We start from the raw sequence: 18,430 nt of genomic DNA, 5'->3' as shown, positions 1-18,430 counted from the left end.
GCGCCAAAACAACTGTGGGAGCGAGCTTGCTCGCGAAGGCGGCGGATCAGTCAACACAGTGTTGAATGACGCACCGATTTCGCGAGCAGGCTCGCTCCCACAGGGGAACAGCGTTGTGCCCGAAGGCTTTTATCAGCCGCGATGACGCCCGCGGAAGTAGTTGATCAGGCCTTGAGTCGAGGCATCGTCAGCCACGGTCTCGTCGCTGCCGACCAGGCGGTTGTAGACGCCTTTGCCCAATTCCTTGCCCAGTTCCACACCCCACTGGTCGAAGGCGTTGATGCCCCAGACCACGCTTTGCACGAACACTTTGTGCTCATACATCGCAACCAGCGCGCCGAGGCGACGCGGGCTGATGCGTTCGACCACCAGGGTGTTGCTCGGACGATTGCCCGGGATCACCTTGTGCGGCGCAAGTTTGCGTACGTCGTCTTCGCCCATGCCTTTGTCGCGCAGTTCGGCTTCGGCTTCCGGCAGGGTCTTGCCGAGCATCAGCGCCTGGCTCTGCGACAGGCAGTTGGCGTACAGCCACTGGTGATGGTCGGAAACCGGGTTGAAGCTGACGATCGGCACGATGAAGTCGGCCGGGATCAATTGGGTGCCCTGGTGCAGCAACTGGTGATAAGCGTGCTGACCGTTGCAGCCGACGCCGCCCCAGATCACCGGGCCGGTATCGGTCGACACCGAGGTGCCGTCCTGACGCACGCTCTTGCCGTTGGACTCCATGTCCAGCTGTTGCAAGTGCTTGGTGATGTTGCGCAGGTAGTGGTCGTACGGCAGGATCGCGTGGCTCTGGGCACCCCAGAAGTTGCCATACCAGACGCCGAGCAGGGCCAGCAGCACCGGCATGTTCTGTTCGAACGGCGCGGTCTGGAAATGCTGGTCCATGGTGTAGGCACCGGACAGCAGTTCCTTGAAGTTGGACATGCCGATGGCCAGCGCAATCGGCAAACCGATCGCCGACCACAGCGAGTAGCGCCCGCCGACCCAGTCCCACATCGGGAAGATGTTTTCTTCGCGGATGCCGAAAGCCACAGCGGCGGCGTTATTGCTCGACACAGCGATGAAGTGGCGATACAGCTCGGCTTCCGAGCCGCCCTGCGCCAGGTACCAGGCGCGTGCGGCCTGCGCGTTTTTCAACGTTTCGAGAGTGTTGAACGACTTCGACGAAACGATGAACAGCGTGGTCTCGGCGCGCAGTTTCTGCGTCAGCTCGTGGAATTCGCTGCCGTCGATGTTCGCCAGATAGTGGCAACGCACACCTTTCTGCGCGTAGGACAGCAGTGCTTCGGAGACCAGCTCAGGACCGAGGAACGAACCACCGATACCGATATTGACCACGTCAGTGATCGGCTTCTCGGTGTAGCCACGCCACAAGCCATCGTGAATGCGGCCGACCAGATCGGTGATCTGGTTCAGCACCTTGTGCACTTCCGGCATCACGTTGACGCCGTTGACCGACAACTTGTCGCCGACCGGGCGGCGCAGGGCGGTGTGCAGTGCCGGGCGGCCTTCGGAGGCGTTGACGATTTCGCCGTCGAACAGCGCTTTGATCGCGCCCTTCAGATCGACTTCATTGGCCAGGCCCACGAGCAGGTTGCGGGTCTCGGCGTTGATCAAATTCTTCGAATAGTCGAGAAACAGACCGCAGCTACTAAGGGTGAACTGATTGAAACGCTGCGGATCGGCGTTGAAGGCTTCGCGCATGCTGAAATCCTGCATGGCTTGGCGGTGATCTTTCAACGCTTGCCAGGCGGGCAGAGCGGTAACGTCGTGAGGAGTGCGGTAGTACGCCATCGCTGCGGTTTTCCTTTTTACTTGAACGGCCTTTTGAACACGGTACAGATCAACCACGAGTTTTAGCGCATGGGATCAACTGCGTCGATACGAGATCTGGACACAGGGCGAATACAGTAAACCTCGCGCTGCGTTCTGTCTTGACTTTGTCTGACCAGATCCCTGTACTTTTTTAACATCCGTTGAGGAATCTGGCCGACAAACGGAGGTGCCCGGAACACTTTCGCCCAACCGGCATGCACCGAAAACACCTGTGGGAGCGAGCCTGCTCGCGAAGGCGTGGTGTCAGGCAACTTATAAGTCGCTGATACACCGCCTTCGCGAGCAAGCTCGCTCCCACAGGGAAATTCGTTGCTGCTTAAATCGGGCTATCGAGATTCAGGTGCAGGTTGTCGATCAGCCGCGTGGTGCCGAGGAACGCCGCTGCCAGAATCACCAGATCGCGGTCTTCCGCCGTCGCCGGGCGCAACGTCAGGCCATGACGGATTTCCAGATAGTCCGGACGCAGCCCCGCCGCTTCCAGCACCTGCAACTGCGCAGTGATCAGCGCCGGGTAATCGCGCTCACCTTGCTTGATCGCTTCGGCAATGCTGCTCAGCACGCGATACACCACCGGTGCCACGGCGCGCTGGTCTTCATTGAGGAAGCCGTTGCGCGACGACAGCGCCAGACCGTCGGCAGCACGCACGGTCGGCTCGCCGATGATCTGGATCGGCATGTTCAGGTCATGCACCAGTGCGCGGATCACCGCCAGTTGCTGGTAATCCTTCTGGCCGAAGATCGCCAGATCCGGCTGGACCATGTTGAACAGCTTGCTGACCACCGTCGCCACACCTTCAAAGTGCCCCGGACGGCTGGCGCCACACAGGCCTTCGGACAATTGCGGCACGCTGACCCGGGTTTGTCCGGCCATGCCGTCCGGGTACATCTCTTCAACCGTCGGCGCAAACAGCAGGTCGCAACCGGCTTCGAGGAGTTTTTCCTGATCGGCAGCGAGGGTGCGCGGGTATTTGTCGAGGTCTTCGCCGGCGCCGAATTGCAGCGGGTTGACGAAAATACTCGCAACCACGAAATCGACTCGCTGGGTAGCTTTGGTGATCAGGGCGACGTGGCCGCTGTGCAGGTTGCCCATGGTCGGCACGAAGCCGATGCGCTTGCCTTCACTGCGCGCGCGGGCGACGGCGGCGCGCAGTTCGCGTACGGTTTTGACGGTGTTCATGCAGAGAATCCGTGTTCGATGCCGGGGAACGTGGTGGCTTTGACTTCGCTGACGTAAGCCTTCAGCGCGGACTGGATGCTGTCCTGACCTTGCATGAAGTTCTTGACGAACTTGGGTACGCGGCCGGTGATCGACAGGCCGAGCAGGTCGTGCAATACCAGTACCTGGCCGTCGGTGGCGTTGCCGGCACCGATACCGATCACCGGAATGCCCACGGCCTGGCTGATTTCTGCTGCCAGTTCGCTCGGCACGCACTCAAGCAGCAGCATGGCCGCACCGGCCTGCTCCAGCGCGATCGCATCGGCACGCATCTGCCGCGCCTGATTCTCGTTGCGGCCCTGCACCTTATAGCCACCGAGAATGTTCACTGCTTGCGGCGTCAGGCCCATGTGGGCGCAAACCGGCACACCGCGCTCGGCGAGCAGACGGATCGACTCCGCCAGCCACAGCTGACCTTCGACCTTGACCATGTGCGCGCCGGCCTGCATCAGCATGGCGCTGTTGGTCATGGTCTGTTCGAGGGTGGCGTTGGCCATGAACGGCAAGTCGGCGAGGATCAGGGCATCGCCATTGCCACGCTTGACGCTGGCGACGTGATAGGCCATTTCCGCCGTGGTCACCGGCAGGGTGCTGTCATGACCCTGCAGAACCATGCCGAGGGAGTCGCCGACCAGCAGCACTTCGACACCGGCCTCGTTGCAGGCGTGGGCGAAGGTCGCGTCATAGCAGGTCAGCATGGTGATTTTTTCACCTTTCTGCTTGAGGCTCTGGAGCGTGGTCAGGGTGATGGCTGGCATGTAAAAAATCCTCGTTCAGGCGCTCTGGAAACTGCTGCGAGTCACGCGCGTGATTCTTCATCTACTCAGGCGCACGGTCTTGTGTCGTGCTTTGAAAGGCCTGGATTGCGCCCGTTCATACCGGGTTGGCGGCAGCGGGACGCCTATAGTCGTGATGAGCCAACAGGAAGTCAATTGCGTGTGTTACCGCATTGTTACGCGGGCGGTGTTACCGGCGTTACTGATGCGATTCAGCGGCGCGGCGGGCCTGATTCGGGGGATTTTTGTCTGACAAAAACTGGAGATTGGCAGGTGACCTGTGGCGAGGGGATTTATCCCCGCTGGGTCGCGGAGCGGCCCCATGTTTGTATACGGCTTGGTCAGATTTGGGCCTGCTTCGCAGTCCAACGGGGATAAATCCCCTCGCCACATAACCACATTTCACAGAAGATTTTTGTCAGGGCTGGGAGAGGCGTTCAAGGCCGACGAACGGGCAGGCGGCCAGCAGGCCTGTCAGCGTGCGGCCATCGGCAAGACGCAGATCCTGCGGTGCCAGTTCAGCGAGGGGATAAAGAACGAACGCCCGCTCCTGAATCTGGTAATGCGGGATCTTCAGCCGTGGCTCATCGATCAGGCGATCGCCGAACAGCAGAATATCCAGATCCAGCGTGCGAGGCCCCCAGCGCTCAAGACGCTCGCGGCCCTGAGCGTTTTCGATCGCTTGCAAGGCGTCGAGCAGCTTGATCGGTGCGAGCGAGCTGTCGATCGCGGCGACGGCGTTGGTGTAACGCGGCTGGCCCGGCAGCAGCGAATCGCTTTGATAAAAGGCTGAAACGCCGGCAAGACTCGTCTGCGGCAATTGCCCCAGCGCCGCGATGGCGCTGCGCAACTGGTCGGCCGGGTCAGCGAGGTTGCTGCCCAGGCCGATGTAGATGCGTTCCATCGCTTACTCGCCCGTCGCGCTCGAAGCACCGGCGCGCTTGCGCTTGGAACCGCCGCTGCGGCGCCGTTTGCGCGGTGCGCCGCTGGCATCGTCACCCTTGCCGCTGAGGTCGCGGATCATGTCGCGACGCTCGCTGTCATTGGCGTCCTGATAATCGGTCCACCACTCGCCGAGGCCATCGGTCTCCTCACCGGCGCTTTCACGCAGCAGGAGGAAATCGTAACCGGCACGGAAGCGCGGGTTGTCCAGCAACAGATCGGCGCGTTTGCCGCTGCGCCGTGGCAGGCGTTCCTGCATGTCCCAGATTTCGCGGATCGGCATGGTGAAGCGCTTCGGAATCGCGATGCGCTGGCACTGTTCGGCGATCAGCTCATGAGCGGCTTCCTGCATCGCCGGAATCGGCGGCATGCCACGTTCCTGCAGACGCAACACTCGCGCCGGCAGCGCCGGCCAGAGCAGGGCGGCAAAGAGGAACGCCGGGGTTACCGGTTTGTTCTGCTTGATGCGCAGGTCGGTGTTGGTCAGTGCTTCGCTGATCAGCGTGTGGGTGTATTCCGGGTTGTATTCCAGCGCCTCGGCACTGGCCGGGAACAGCGGGGCGAACAGTTGCAGATCGACCAGCATTTCAAAGGTGATCGCGCCGTGCCCGGAGAGGAACAGCTTGAGCACTTCTTCGAACAGTCGCGCCGACGGAATCTCGCGCAGCATCGGCGCCAGCTCACGGATCGGCTGCACGGTGTGCTTCTCGATGCCGAAGTTGAGCTTGGCGGCGAAACGCACGGCCCGCAGCATGCGTACCGGGTCTTCCTGGTAACGCTGCTTGGGGTCGCCGATCAGGCGGATCAGGTGATTGCGGATGTCGTGCACACCATTGGCGTAATCGAGAATGCGCTCGCTGACCGGGTCGTAATACAGGGCGTTGATGGTGAAGTCGCGGCGTTGCGCGTCTTCTTCCAGGGTGCCGTAGACGTTGTCGCGCAGAATGCGCCCGCTCTCGTTGCGCGAAGACTGGTTGCTGTCTTCGTCGTCTTCGTTGACCGGGTGATTGGCGCGGAAGGTCGCGACTTCAATGATTTCGCGACCGAAATGGATGTGCACCAGCTTGAACCGGCGGCCGATGATTCGCGCATTGCGGAATTCGGCACGCACCTGCTCGGGGGTGGCACTGGTGGCGACGTCGAAGTCCTTGGGCGTGATGCCCAGCAGCATGTCACGCACGCAACCACCGACCAGATAAGCCTGGTAACCGGCACCTTGCAGGCGTTCGACGATATTCACCGCATAGCGGCTGAACTGCGTTTTCTGCAGCGAATGTTGGCCGCTGTTGAGCACTTCAGGTGTGCTGCGGATGTGTTGCGTACGACGCACGGGAGTTCGGAATGACTGGAACAGCTTCTTCAGCATGGGATGCACTGTTTGAAGGAATGTTCGGCCATACCAAAAGAATGACCGCATGATGGGCGCAGATTCTAGCATTTAGTCGGGGGATGGTGTAGGACGCAGCAGATATGAGCTGCAAGCCGCAAGCTGCAAGGGTCGAACGAGGGAAACAGGGGGATTTCAGCGGGGAGAGAAACTACAAGGGGAGCCGAAGCTCCCCAAGAAGTAGTTGCGTGCTCTTTTTATTATTGATTCGGGCTTCTTGTTTTTGTTGAGTGCCCTCGCCACGAAGTGTTCCTTCGTGACCCTCCCAATCGGGAGCCAAGAGCAAACGGATTGCTTTGGTCGCTGAATTGCAGTGATCTGTCGATCCAACCAGTACAGGCTCTGTCTTAGGACAGTTTTTGTTGTTCTCGGCCTGGTCGTGGGGCAAGCCCCAAATACAACGCCTCTCCAAAAGAATCAGTTAGCTGCGCCTCTCGCCGTCTTGTTTTTATTGTGCGTGAGTCGATTCGTCTTATTTTTATTGTCTTGTGCATTGCTTGTTATTATTCTTGTACCAAACATATAGCAGGGTGCGTGCCAACTTTTGTCTCGCCCAGTAAAACAAGGGGTTAGGTCGATATAACCGTTTTGCAGGGGCGAAAAAAAGCCGGGGTTTCGTTACCGATAACCCCGGCTTCTGTTACGTGAATCGACTGCGGTAACAGTTTTTTCACATCGTCATGCGTTACCCGCGCACGCGGTGGGTAACGCTCAGCTCTCGCTGGCGACCCCGGTCTTGCGCCGTGGAATGCCCAGACGCTGGCGGCGTTCCCACAGGCATTTGCGGCTGACGCCGAGTTTGCGTGCCAGTTCGGTTTCGGTCATGTGGTCCTGATGCTCGAGGACGAAGTGCTGGAAGTAATCCTCCAGCGACAGATCCTCGGTCGGCTCATGGCTGCTGTTGCTGGCGTTACCGCCGGTTTGCGGCGGCAGGCCGATGAACTCGTCGTCTTCCAGATCGCTCAGCTCGATGTCGATGCCCAGCAGGTCGGCCGAGATCTCCGGGCTTTCGCTGAGAATCACCGCGCGCTCGACAGCGTTTTCCAGCTCACGCACGTTACCTGGCCAGGAATAGTGCCGGATCGCCTGTTCGGCATCGGCGGCGAATTTCAGGTCGGTGCGATTGATCCGCGCGCTCTGGCGAGCGAGGAAGGCATTGGCGATTTCGTTGACGTCGGCGCCACGCTCGCGCAGCGGCGGCAGCTTCAGGGCAATCACGTGCAGACGGTAATAAAGGTCTTCACGGAACTGGCCGATTTTCGCCAGGCTCTTCAGATCGCGGTGAGTTGCAGCGATCAGGCGCACATCGACTTTCTGTGACTGCACCGAACCTACGCGGCGAATTTCGCCCTCCTGCAGAACCCGCAGCAAGCGAGCCTGGGCTTCGAGGGGCAGTTCGCCGATCTCATCGAGAAACAAGGTGCCGCCGTCCGCCGCTTCAACCAGACCGGCACGACCGGCGCTGGCGCCGGTGAACGCGCCTTTCTCGTGGCCGAACAGTTCTGATTCGATCAGGCTTTCCGGAATCGCCGCGCAGTTCACCGAAATCATCGGCGCCTTGGCGCGTTTCGACAGATTGTGCAGGGCGCGGGCCACCAGCTCTTTACCGGTGCCGGACTCACCCTGAATCAATACGTTGGAATCGGTTGGCGCGACTTTGCGGATCTTGCTGTACAGGTCCTGCATCGGTGGGCAGGAGCCGATGATGCCAATTTCACCATTGCTGTTATCCACAGCAGCTTTGCCATTGCCAGCGGCAGGCTTGCTCGCCGTAGCTTCGCCGGCAGCCGGCGCCGACTGGCGATCGCGCAGGATCCGCGCAACCGCCTGGAGCATTTCATCGTGGTCGAACGGCTTGGCGATGTAATCGACCGCGCCCATTTTCATCGAGTCGACCGCCGAGCGCAGGCTGGCGTAACTGGTCATGATCAGCACCGGCGTGCCTTGCCCTAGCTTGATCAGCTCGGTGCCCGGAGCGCCCGGCAGGCGCAGGTCGCTGACGATCAGATCGAACGTAGGAATGGTGAAGCGTTCTTGTGCTTCCTGCACTGATCCGGCTTCGCTGACCTGGTACTGGTTGCGTTCCAGCAGGCGGCGCAAGGCGGAGCGGATAATGGTTTCGTCTTCGACGATCAAAATGTGCGGCATTGATTCGATACTCTCGACGGTCTCAGTTCACAGCGGACGTCGCTTCGACATGACGCGGTAAGGTCACCCGGATACGGGTGCCGCGTTGGCTTTGTACATCAGCCGGGCTGTCGATGGTGATTTGTCCATAATGCTCTTCAACGATGGAATAGACCAGTGCAAGGCCCAGACCGGTGCCTTCACCCGGATCCTTGGTGGTGAAGAAAGGTTCGAACAATCGGTCCATGATGCTCGACGGAATGCCACTGCCTTCGTCTTCGACGATCAGATCGACCGTGTGTTCGCCGGCTTCGCTCTTGACCCGTACCGCACTGTGCGGCGGCGAGGCGTCGCGGGCGTTGGAGAGCAGATTGATCAGCACCTGGGCAAGCCGTTGCGGGTCGCCTTCGACCCAATGATCGGGATCGCACAGGTTGTAGAACTGCACTTCGAAATTGCGCCGGTTCAGCGCCAGCAGGCCGATGGCGTCCTGCGCGACTTCGGCCAGACACACCGGTTCGTCGTTGTGCTGATGACTGCCGGCATGGGCGAAGCTCATCAGCGACTGGACGATGCGCGAGACGCGTTTGGTCTGCTCGAGAATCTGCCCGCTGATTTCCGTCAGCTCGCCGTCGTCTTCGCGCTCTTCGCGCAGGTTCTGCGCCAGGCAGGCGATGCCGGTGATCGGGTTGCCGATTTCGTGGGCCACACCCGCTGCGAGTCTGCCGATGCTGGCCAGCCGTTCGGAATGCACCAGTTTGTCTTCGAGCATCTGCGTTTCGGTCAGATCCTCGACCAGTAACACCAGGCCACTGTTACCCGGGGCCAACGGCTCGTCGATTGCCGCTTTGTGCAGATTCAGCCAGCGGGTCTGACCATCGAGGGCTAGATGCTGTTTGTGCAAATGCTCGTCGGGCAGGTTGATGAAGCCTTGCAGCAGTTCTTTCCACGGGTTGGCGATAGTGCTCAGGCGCGAACCGACCACTCGCTGTGCGGCGATGCCGGTCAGCTCTTCCATGGCCTTGTTCCACATCAGGATCTCCTGATCCTTGGCCAGCGAGCAGACGCCCATCGGCAGTTCCTGCAAGGTCTGGCGGTGGTAGCGGCGCAGGGCGTCGAGCTCGGCGGCCAGGCCGGTGAGGCGCGAGTGGTAATCCTCGAGACGGCTTTCGATGAAGTGAATGTCTTCGGTGACGTAGTTTTCGCCGCCAGCCTTATAGGGCAGGAAGGTTTCCACCATATCCTGCGCAACGCTCGGGCCCATCAGGCCGGACAGGTTGGCCTCAATGCGGTCGCGCAACCTGCGCAAGGCATACGGACGGCGTTCATCGAAGGGCAGATACAAGTCGCGCAGCGCTTGCTCGACTTCTTTCTGCGCTGCCTTGGCGCCGAGCGGTTTGGCCAGTTGCGTGGCGAATTCCTGCGGCGAGGCGGCGTGCAGCTCGCGGCGTTGCGGGCGGCGCACGTTGTCCACCGCACAGGCTTCGGCGGCGCTGGCTTCTTCCGGGCTGGCGTTGGTGAACAGCGAGATCAAAGTGAACATCAGCACGTTGGCCGCCAGCGAGGCGATGGCCGCCATGTGCCAACTGGTGTCGTCGAGCACGTAGATCATGTTCAGCAGCGGAATATAGAAACCCTGCAGATTGCCGACCAGCGGCAGCAGCATGGTCACCACCCAGACCGTGATCCCCGCCAGCAGACCGGCAATGAAGCCGCGGCGGTTGGCGGTGGGCCAGTACAACACCGACAACACCCCGGGCAGAAATTGCAGGGTCGCCACGAACGCGACGATGCCGAGGTTGGCCAGATCCTGCTCGACGCCGAGCATCAGGTAGAAACCGAAACCGGCCATGATGATCGCCACGATCAGCGCCCGGCGGGTCCATTTCAGCCAGCGGTAGATATTGCCCTCGGCCGGCGGCTGATAGAGCGGCAGCACCAGATGGTTCAGCGCCATGCCCGACAAGGCCAGGGTGGTGACGATGATCAGGCCACTGGCGGCGGACAGGCCACCGACGTAGGCGAGCAAGGCCAGCGGTTTGCTGTTGGCGGCAATGCCGATGCCGAGGGTGAAATATTCCGGGTCGGTGGTGGCGCCGAGTTTCAGGCCTGCCCAGAGAATCAGCGGTACGGCAAGACTCATCAACAGCAGAAACAACGGCAGGCCCCAACTGGCGCTGACCAGCGAGCGCGGGTTGAGGTTTTCCGTAAAGGTCATGTGATACATGTGCGGCATCACGATCGCCGAGGCAAAGAACACCAGCAGCAGCGTGCGCCACGGACCTTCCTGCAACGGCGTGTGCAGGGCGGCGAGGGCGGTCTGGTTTTGCAGCAGCCACAGTTCGAGCTGTTGCGGGCCGTCGAACACACCATACAGCGCGTACAGGCCAACGCCGCCGAGAGCGATCAGTTTGATGATCGATTCGAAGGCAATCGCGAACACCAGCCCTTCATGTTTCTCGCGCGTGGCGATGTGCCGGGAACCGAAGAAAATCGTGAACAGAATGATCAGCGCACAGAACGCCAGCGCCACGCGGCTCTGCACACGTTCGCCGGTGAGAATGCCGATCGAGTCGGCCACTGCCTGAATCTGCAGGGCAAGCAATGGCAAGACGCCAATCAGCATGAAAATCGTGGTCAGCGCGCCGGCCCAGGTGCTGCGAAAGCGGAAGGCAAACAGATCGGCCAGCGACGACAGTTGATAGGTGCGGGTGATCTTCAGGATCGGATAGAGCAGCACCGGCGCCAGCAGGAATGCGCCGGACACGCCGAGATAGCTGGACAGAAAGCCGTAACCGTACTGATAGGCCAGGCCCACCGTGCCGTAGAACGCCCAGGCACTGGCGTAAACCCCCAGCGACAGGGTGTAGGTCAACGGGTGGCGAATGATCGCGCGCGGGATCATGCCCCGTTCGCTGACCCAGGCAACGCCGAACAACGCCGCCAGGTACGCGGCGCTGATCAGGATCATCTGGGTCAGGCTAAAGCTCATCGGCATCTTTTTGGCTCTGCAGGATGAAGGTCACGACAATCAGGATCAGCCAGAGCAGATAAGGGCGATACCAGGCGCCCGTCGCGTCGATCCACCAATCCATGATGGCGGGGGAGAACAGGTAGATCCCGACGACCAGAAGCAGGACCAAGCGATAGATGTACATCCCGGCCTCTCTTTTTTATGCGCGTGCCCGAAAACGTGCGGCGATGGTAACGGATGGGCGCGCGACTGCAAGTGTCGTCATTGCAGTTGCGCTTCGGGCAGGGTCAGTGTGCGCGGGATCCTTTCGGCATCCCAGTGCGCGCAGCCCCAGGCCAGCAGTTCGCGCGGCGAAGCGTGAGCCAGTTCGGTGCCGGGATTCTGCCCCAGCGCGCGCAAGGCCCGCAGCAGCAACGGCGTGGCCTGATCGGCTTCGAGCGGCGGCGAGCGGTAGGACTTGCCGAGTTTGTTGCCGTCCGGCTGGGTGATCAGCGGCAGGTGCAGATAGCGCGGCTGTTTCAGACCGAGCAGTTCTTGCAGGTACAGCTGACGCGGCGTCGAATCGAGCAGGTCGGCGCCACGCACAATATCGGTAATGCCTTGCCAAGCGTCGTCGAGCACCACCGCCAATTGATAAGCGTAGAGACCATCGCGCCGACGGATGACGAAGTCGCCTACGTCGCGGCCCAGGTGCTGGCGGTATTCGCCCTGCACGCGATCAATGAAGTGGTATTCCAGCTCCGGCACGCGCAGGCGGATCGCGGCGTCGTGCTGTTCATGCCCGGCATTGCGGCAAAACCCCGGATAAATCCCGTGATACGGCTCCAGTTGTTTGCGCGAGCAGGTGCAGGCGTAGGCAAGGCCATGGTTGAACAGGCTGTCGAGCACTTCGGCATAAGCCGCGTGTCGATCGCTTTGGCGGACCATTTCGCCGTCCCATTCGAAACCGTAGCTTTCCAGCGCCTTGAGAATCGCCGCTTGTGCACCGGGCTCTTCGCGCGGCGGATCGAGATCTTCCATGCGCACCAGCCAGCGCCCACCGACGGAGCGGGCGTCGAGGTAAGACGCCAACGCAGCGACCAGCGAACCGAAGTGCAGGTGGCCACTGGGGGTGGGGGCGAAGCGGCCGATGTAGGCGGGGGATTTGGCAGTCATGGAGGCGATAAAGGCTATTCAGAATTTAAGCAGGTTACCCCTGTGGGAGCGAGCCTGCTCGCGAAAGCGCTGTGTCAGTCAATAATGAGCTGTCTGAAGGGACGCTTTCGCGAGCAGGCTCGCTCTCACAGGTTCCGTGGGCAAAACACAGAAACAAAAACGGAGCGTTCGCACGCTCCGTTTTTCGTTCAGGTCGAGATTACTTGCCGACCTGCTTTTCCTTGATTTCCGCCAGGGTCTTGCAGTCGATGCACAGATCCGCTGTCGGGCGGGCTTCGAGGCGCTTGACGCCGATCTCGATGCCGCAGGACTCGCACCAGCCGTACTCTTCGTCTTCGATCAGTTGCAGCGTCTTGTCGATTTTCTTGATCAGCTTGCGCTCGCGGTCGCGGGCGCGCAGTTCGAGGGCGAACTCTTCTTCCTGGCTGGCACGGTCGGCCGGGTCAGGGAAATTGGCCGCTTCGTCTTTCATGTGATCAACCGTGCGGTCGACTTCCTGCATCAAGTCCAGTTTCCACTTGTTCAGGATCTTGGTGAAGTGCGCGCGCATTGGAGCGCCCATGTACTCTTCACCCGCCTTCGAAACGTAAGGTTCGAAGCCGCTGATCGTGTCTTTCTGCTGTTGCTTTGCTTGGGTGGACATGAAATAGACCGCCTCTACTCTTGTAATCCATTGCGCAGGATTGCTCCATCACCGACACCTGCCGGCCCTGCGGCTGCAAGCGGGCGAACTTACCAGATCAAACCAGCCTGCGCTACTCCCGGATGTCGAGCCCCCGGCGGGTGGCGCTTGCAGATGTCTGACAAGCCGTGTCTGTGGGAAGGGAGACCTGTTCAATCACTGATTTTAGTCAATCCTGGAGCGTACGTTCAGATCGTTACAGTCCAGCGTTCTTGAGGCTGTGACCTCCACGGGTTCTCGCTCGTTCCGGCAGACAGGTAGAATCGTCTCTTTTTTCCGTCGAAGGCATTCCAATGGGCCCCTACAGTGCGCGCAGTCGTGCGATCGAACCGTTCCATGTGATGGCGCTGCTGGCGCGGGCCAATGAATTGCAGGCCGAAGGCCACGACGTGATCCATCTGGAAATCGGCGAGCCGGACTTCACCACCGCCGAGCCGATCATCCGCGCCGGGCAAGCTGCGTTGAGCGCCGGCAAGACCCGTTACACCGCCGCCCGTGGCATTCCCGAACTGCGCGAGGCGATCGCCGGTTTCTACCAATCGCGGTACGGCCTGAATATCGACCCACGGCGGATTCTGATCACGCCGGGCGGCTCCGGCGCGCTGTTGCTGGCCAGTGCCCTGTTGGTCGATCCGGGTAAACACTGGCTGTTGGCAGACCCCGGCTACCCGTGCAATCGGCATTTCTTGCGGCTGGTCGAAGGCGCGGCGCAACTGGTGCCGGTCGGGCCGGAGGTGCGTTATCAACTGACCCCGGATCTGGTCGAGCGGCATTGGGATCACGACAGTGTCGGCGCCCTTGTCGCTTCGCCGGCCAACCCGACGGGCACTTTGCTGACCCGCGATGAACTGGGCGGATTATCCACAGCGATCAAGGCCAGGCACGGGCACTTGGTGGTGGATGAGATCTACCACGGCCTGACTTACGGCACCGATGCCGCCAGTGTGCTGGAAGTTGATGACAGCGCTTTTGTCCTCAACAGTTTCTCCAAGTATTTCGGCATGACCGGTTGGCGCCTGGGCTGGTTGGTGGCGCCAGAAGCGGCAGTCAGCGAACTGGAAAAACTCGCGCAGAACCTCTACATCAGCGCGCCAAGCATGGCGCAATACGCGGCACTGGCCTGTTTCGAGCCGGCCACCATTGCGATTCTCGAAGAACGCCGCGCCGAGTTTGCGCGCCGTCGCGACTTCCTCCTGCCGGCGCTGCGTGAACTCGGTTTCAACATCGCCGTTGAGCCGGAAGGCGCGTTTTATCTGTACGCCGATATCAGCCGTTTCGGCGGTGATGCCTTCGCGTTCTGCCGGCATTTCCTCGAAACCGAGCACGTTGCCTTTACGCCGGGACTGGATTTCGGTCGTTATCAGGCCAGCCATCACGTGCGCTTCGCTTACACACAAAACCTCGCACGTTTACAGGAAGCGGTTGAGCGCATTGCGCGCGGCTTGAAGAGCTGGCAAGGCTGATGCGCTTTTATCCTGCTCTGGAAGAAGCGCGACTGATTCGCCGATACAAGCGGTTTCTCGCCGATATCGAGACCGTTAGCGGGGAGTTGCTGACCATTCACTGCCCTAACACCGGTTCGATGCTCAATTGCCAGGTCGAGGGCGGGCAGGTCTGGTTCAGTCGCTCCAATGACCCGAAACGCAAATTGCCCGGCACTTGGGAAATTGGCGAAACCCCGCAGGGCCGGCTGTTTTGCGTCAACACCGGGCGCGCCAACGGCTTGGTTGAGGAAGCCTTGCAGGCGGGCGTGATCACCGAGTTGAACGGTTTTACCGCATTGAAGCGTGAGGTTGCCTACGGACAGGAAAAAAGCCGCATCGACTTCCGCCTCGAATACCCCAGCGGCCCGGCGTATGTCGAAGTCAAAAGCGTCACCCTCGGCTTCGACGGCACGGCGGTGGCGGCGTTTCCCGATGCGGTGACCCAGCGCGGCGCCAAACATCTGCGCGAGCTGGCGCATCTGGCGCGCGACGGCATTCGGGCGGTGCAGTTGTACTGCGTGAACCTCACCGGCATCGATGCCGTGCGCCCGGCCGAGGAAATCGATTGGGCTTACGCCGAGGCGCTGCGTGAAGCGGTCGCCTGCGGTGTTGAGGTGTTGGCCTACGGTGTGCGCCTTGACCACGAAGAAATGGTCATCGACCGCCGACTCGACGTGCGGCTAAACGGTTAAACGTCGACCCACACGCCTTGTGTATCTTCCCGGCATTCAATTGCCGTGAGCGACTGCCCGGCGCAGGGGCCTGCGACGCATTCGCCGTCCTCGATCAGAAACAGTGCGCCATGGGTAGCGCACTGGATCAGGCTATTGCTCGGATCGAGAAACTGGTCGGGCTGCCATTCCAGCCCGACGCCCCGGTGCGGGCAGCGATTGAAATAGACAAACACCTTGCCGCCACGACGCACGGCAAACAGCTTTTTGCCTTCGATTTCGAAACCGCGACTGCCACCTTCGGCCAGCTCACTGTCGGCGCAGAGAAACTTCATGGCTATCCTCAAATGTCCGCTCGTGTCTGGATATGTCCGAGCTTGACGTTCAAATGCAAACAATTATCAAATGGCGACCTTCTCCCACAGGGAGTCTGGCCGTTGCCGAGGATACTTGGCTCGCTGCGCCGATGCCCGGGAAACCTTGTTCAAGGAAGCTGCGTATGCGCCTGAAAACCCGCGTTGCCGTACTGTGCGTCGGCCTTTTTCTCAGCCATCAGGCGATCGCAGCGGATTTACCGCAACGCTGGGTCAGCGCCGGCGGTGCGCTGTCGGAATGGGTCAGCGCACTGGGCGGCGAATCGAAGCTGGTAGGGGTCGACACCACCAGTCAGCATCCCCAATCGTTGCAGGCGCTGCCGAGTATTGGTTATCAGCGCAGCCTGTCGGCCGAAGGCATCTTGAGCCTGCGCCCGGACATTCTTGTCGGTACCGAAGAAATGGGGCCGCCGCCGGTTCTGGCGCAAGTCAAAGCCGCCAAAGTGAACGTCGAGCTGTTCTCGGCACAGGCTGATCTGCCGACGCTGGAAAAGAATGTCACTCGTTTGGGCCAGTTGCTCGGCGCACAAAGCCAGGCAGCGCAGCTGCTGCAGAGTTATCAACAGCAGCTCCAGGCGCAGACAGTGCGAGTTACCCAAGTGCAAACCACACAGAAAGCCCCCGGTGTGTTGCTGCTGCTCGGGCACGCCGGCGGCAAGCCGTTGATCGCCGGCAAGGACACTGCCGCCGATTGGCTGCTGCAACAGGCCGGCGGGCACAACCTTGCTACTCATACCGGCTACAAACCGTTTTCTGTCGAATCCCTCGCCAGCCTCGATCCCGAAGTGCTGGTGTTCGCTGACCGAGCGTTGACCGGTGAGGCGGCAAAAGCCGCGTTGTTCAAGGAAAACCCCATCCTCAATTCCAGCCGCGCGGCCAAGAGCGGGCGGGTGATGGAGCTGGACCCGACGCTGCTGGTTGGCGGTCTCGGGCCACGGTTGCCGGCTGCTTTGCAAACCCTGACTGACGGCTTCTACCCGGCCAAGGGCGGCCAATGACCACACTGGTCAAACCCCGTGGCTTGTTTATCGGCCTGACATTGCTGTGTCTGCTCGCGATCTGGCTGTCGCTGGCGCTGGGGCCGGTGAGCCTGCCGCTGTTCGATACCTTGCGCGCGGCGCTGCGTCTGATCGGCGTGCCGTTGGCGCCGCAAGGGTTGGAGCAGGCTGAGCTGATTCTCGGCCAGATCCGCCTGCCGCGAACCTTGCTCGGCTTGGCGGTCGGCGGAGTGCTGGCGCTATCCGGGGTAGCGATGCAGGGCTTGTTTCGTAATCCGCTGGCCGATCCGGGGCTGGTCGGGGTGTCCAGTGGCGCGGCGCTTGGCGCGGCGATTGCGATTGTCGGCGGTTCGTTATTCGGCGGCCTGCCGGAGTGGTTCGGGCCGTATCTGTTGTCGGTGTGTGCGTTTCTTGGCGGGCTCGGGGTGACGGCGCTGGTCTACCGGCTGGGCCGGCGCAACGGTCAGACGCATGTGGCGACCATGTTGCTGGCCGGTATCGCTTTGACGGCGCTGGCCAGTTCGGCGGTCGGTCTGTTCACCTATCTGGCCGATGACGCCACGCTGCGCACCCTGACCTTCTGGAATCTGGGCAGCCTCAACGGCGCCAGTTACGCGCGGCTGTGGCCACTGCTGATCATCACCATCGGCGTGGCGCTGTGGCTGCCGCGTCGGGCCAAGGCATTGAATGCCTTGTTGCTCGGTGAATCCGAGGCCGGTCATCTGGGCATCGATGTCGAACGGCTCAAGCGCGAACTGGTGTTCTGCACCGCGCTGGGTGTCGGCGCGGCGGTGGCGGCGGCGGGCATGATCGGTTTTGTCGGGCTGGTGGTGCCGCATCTGGTGCGCCTGCTGGCCGGCCCCGATCACAAAGTTCTGTTGCCAGCCTCGGTTTTGGCGGGTGCGAGCCTGTTATTGCTCGCCGATCTGGTGGCGCGCCTGGCGCTGGCGCCGGCGGAGTTGCCGATCGGCATTGTCACGGCGTTTATCGGCGCGCCGTTCTTCCTTTATCTGCTGCTGCGAGGGCGTGCCTGATGTTGTCTGCGCACAATCTGCATGTCCGCCGTGGCCGCAAAGCAGTGCTCAGTGGGGTTACGCTCGGGCTCGAACCCGGCGAGGTGCTTGGCGTGCTGGGGCCGAACGGCGCCGGGAAAAGTACGTTGCTTGGCGCATTGTGTGGTGAGTTGCCCGCCAGCGACGGCAATGTCTCGCTCGATGGTCAGACGTTGAGCCACTGGAGCGGAACGCAGCGGGCACAACGACTGGCGGTGTTGCCGCAGGTGTCGACGCTGGATTTTGCCTTCGCCGTGGAAGAGGTCGTCGGCATGGGCCGCTTGCCTTACCAGACCGGGCGCGTACGTGATGACGAAATCGTCGCGGCAGCGCTGGCCGCCGCCGATGCCGGGCACCTGAGTGGGCGCAGTTATCTGGCGTTGTCCGGTGGCGAGCGTCAGCGCGTGCATCTGGCGCGGGTGCTGGCGCAACTCTGGCCGGGTCAGGCCGGGCAAACCCTGTTGCTCGACGAACCGACGTCGATGCTCGATCCGCTGCATCAGCACACCACCTTGCAGGCGGTGCGCGAGTTCGCCGATCGCGGTGCGGCGGTGCTGGTGATCCTGCATGATCTGAATCTGGCGGCACGCTATTGTGATCGTGTGCTGTTGCTGGAGGAGGGGCGCCCGGTTGCGCTGGATACTCCGCAGCAGGTGCTGCGTCCGGATACGCTTAAAGCAGTGTTCGGCCTGGAGGTTTTGGTGCAACCGCACCCGGAGCGTGGGCATCCGCTGATCATCGCCCGCTGAATCA

16 protein-coding genes are annotated in these 18,430 nt (G+C 61.2%); 5 read left to right on the top strand and 11 right to left on the bottom strand.

Annotation, left to right across the window (positions count from 1 at the left end):
• Positions 1–132 precede the first annotated feature (132 nt).
• The 10 genes from pgi to dksA form a co-directional block, all read right to left on the bottom strand.
• Positions 133–1,797 (bottom strand): glucose-6-phosphate isomerase, encoded by a 1,665-nt coding sequence (gene pgi / locus ACYSTU_RS20815; protein ID WP_016773160.1) that lies wholly within the window; start codon positions 1,795–1,797, stop codon positions 133–135.
• Positions 1,798–2,155: 358 nt separating this feature from the next.
• Positions 2,156–3,016: a pantoate--beta-alanine ligase gene (gene panC / locus ACYSTU_RS20810; protein WP_016773161.1), complete on the bottom strand. Its 861-nt coding sequence runs from the start codon at positions 3,014–3,016 to the stop codon at positions 2,156–2,158.
• On the bottom strand, positions 3,013–3,813 hold the full coding sequence (gene panB / locus ACYSTU_RS20805; RefSeq protein WP_136494032.1) for a 3-methyl-2-oxobutanoate hydroxymethyltransferase: 801 nt from the start codon (positions 3,811–3,813) through the stop codon (positions 3,013–3,015). The genes panC and panB overlap by 4 nt, the downstream gene beginning before the upstream one ends.
• Positions 3,814–4,249: 436 nt before the next feature.
• Complete coding sequence (gene folK, locus ACYSTU_RS20800; protein ID WP_499001347.1) at positions 4,250–4,735, bottom strand: 2-amino-4-hydroxy-6-hydroxymethyldihydropteridine diphosphokinase; 486 nt, start codon at positions 4,733–4,735, stop codon at positions 4,250–4,252.
• 3 nt (positions 4,736–4,738) lie between these two features.
• The gene (locus ACYSTU_RS20795; RefSeq protein ID WP_016773164.1) at positions 4,739–6,139 is read right to left on the bottom strand and encodes a polynucleotide adenylyltransferase PcnB; all 1,401 of its coding nucleotides are present in this window, start codon (positions 6,137–6,139) and stop codon (positions 4,739–4,741) included.
• Positions 6,140–6,871: 732 nt separating this feature from the next.
• Positions 6,872–8,308, bottom strand: a complete 1,437-nt coding sequence (locus tag ACYSTU_RS20790; protein ID WP_039761623.1) for a sigma-54-dependent transcriptional regulator — start codon at positions 8,306–8,308, stop codon at positions 6,872–6,874.
• A gap of 22 nt (positions 8,309–8,330) precedes the next feature.
• On the bottom strand, positions 8,331–11,285 hold the full coding sequence (locus ACYSTU_RS20785; protein ID WP_024014332.1) for a sensor histidine kinase: 2,955 nt from the start codon (positions 11,283–11,285) through the stop codon (positions 8,331–8,333).
• Positions 11,269–11,445 carry a hypothetical protein gene (locus ACYSTU_RS20780; RefSeq protein WP_003176118.1) on the bottom strand — a complete coding sequence of 59 codons (177 nt, stop codon included), beginning with the start codon at positions 11,443–11,445 and terminating at the stop codon, positions 11,269–11,271. The genes ACYSTU_RS20785 and ACYSTU_RS20780 overlap by 17 nt, the downstream gene beginning before the upstream one ends.
• Positions 11,446–11,522: 77 nt before the next feature.
• On the bottom strand, positions 11,523–12,416 hold the full coding sequence (gene gluQRS, locus ACYSTU_RS20775) for a tRNA glutamyl-Q(34) synthetase GluQRS (RefSeq protein ID WP_186569361.1): 894 nt from the start codon (positions 12,414–12,416) through the stop codon (positions 11,523–11,525).
• Positions 12,417–12,615: 199 nt separating this feature from the next.
• The gene (dksA, locus tag ACYSTU_RS20770; protein WP_016773167.1) at positions 12,616–13,059 is read right to left on the bottom strand and encodes an RNA polymerase-binding protein DksA; all 444 of its coding nucleotides are present in this window, start codon (positions 13,057–13,059) and stop codon (positions 12,616–12,618) included.
• Positions 13,060–13,391: 332 nt separating this feature from the next.
• Here dksA and ACYSTU_RS20765 point away from each other — a divergent pair, with 332 nt between their 5' ends.
• Positions 13,392–14,561 (top strand): pyridoxal phosphate-dependent aminotransferase, encoded by a 1,170-nt coding sequence (locus ACYSTU_RS20765; RefSeq protein ID WP_016773168.1) that lies wholly within the window; start codon positions 13,392–13,394, stop codon positions 14,559–14,561.
• Positions 14,561–15,274 carry a DNA/RNA nuclease SfsA gene (gene sfsA / locus ACYSTU_RS20760; RefSeq protein ID WP_024014329.1) on the top strand — a complete coding sequence of 238 codons (714 nt, stop codon included), beginning with the start codon at positions 14,561–14,563 and terminating at the stop codon, positions 15,272–15,274. Before ACYSTU_RS20765 ends, sfsA begins: the two co-directional genes overlap by 1 nt.
• Here the strand turns inward: sfsA and ACYSTU_RS20755 are convergent.
• Positions 15,271–15,588, bottom strand: a complete 318-nt coding sequence (locus ACYSTU_RS20755; RefSeq protein WP_024014328.1) for a Rieske (2Fe-2S) protein — start codon at positions 15,586–15,588, stop codon at positions 15,271–15,273. The two genes, sfsA and ACYSTU_RS20755, sit on opposite strands and share 4 nt — an antisense overlap.
• 164 nt (positions 15,589–15,752) lie before the next feature.
• On the opposite strand from ACYSTU_RS20755, the gene ACYSTU_RS20750 reads away from it, so the two are divergent.
• Genes ACYSTU_RS20750 through ACYSTU_RS20740 form a run of 3 tightly spaced genes read left to right on the top strand, consistent with a single transcriptional unit; the run spans position 15,753 to position 18,426 of the window.
• Positions 15,753–16,625 carry a heme/hemin ABC transporter substrate-binding protein gene (locus tag ACYSTU_RS20750; protein ID WP_130900974.1) on the top strand — a complete coding sequence of 291 codons (873 nt, stop codon included), beginning with the start codon at positions 15,753–15,755 and terminating at the stop codon, positions 16,623–16,625.
• A 50-nt stretch (positions 16,626–16,675) separates the two neighbouring features.
• Positions 16,676–17,659 (top strand): FecCD family ABC transporter permease, encoded by a 984-nt coding sequence (locus ACYSTU_RS20745; protein ID WP_167333571.1) that lies wholly within the window; start codon positions 16,676–16,678, stop codon positions 17,657–17,659.
• The gene (locus tag ACYSTU_RS20740) at positions 17,659–18,426 is read left to right on the top strand and encodes a heme ABC transporter ATP-binding protein (protein WP_264365774.1); all 768 of its coding nucleotides are present in this window, start codon (positions 17,659–17,661) and stop codon (positions 18,424–18,426) included. Before ACYSTU_RS20745 ends, ACYSTU_RS20740 begins: the two co-directional genes overlap by 1 nt.
• The last annotated feature ends 4 nt before the right edge of the window (positions 18,427–18,430 follow it).

Source organism: Pseudomonas glycinis (genome assembly GCF_054871425.1).
The sequence above is the reverse complement of the archived record's forward strand: the minus strand, read 5'-3'. Positions and strand labels throughout refer to the sequence as shown.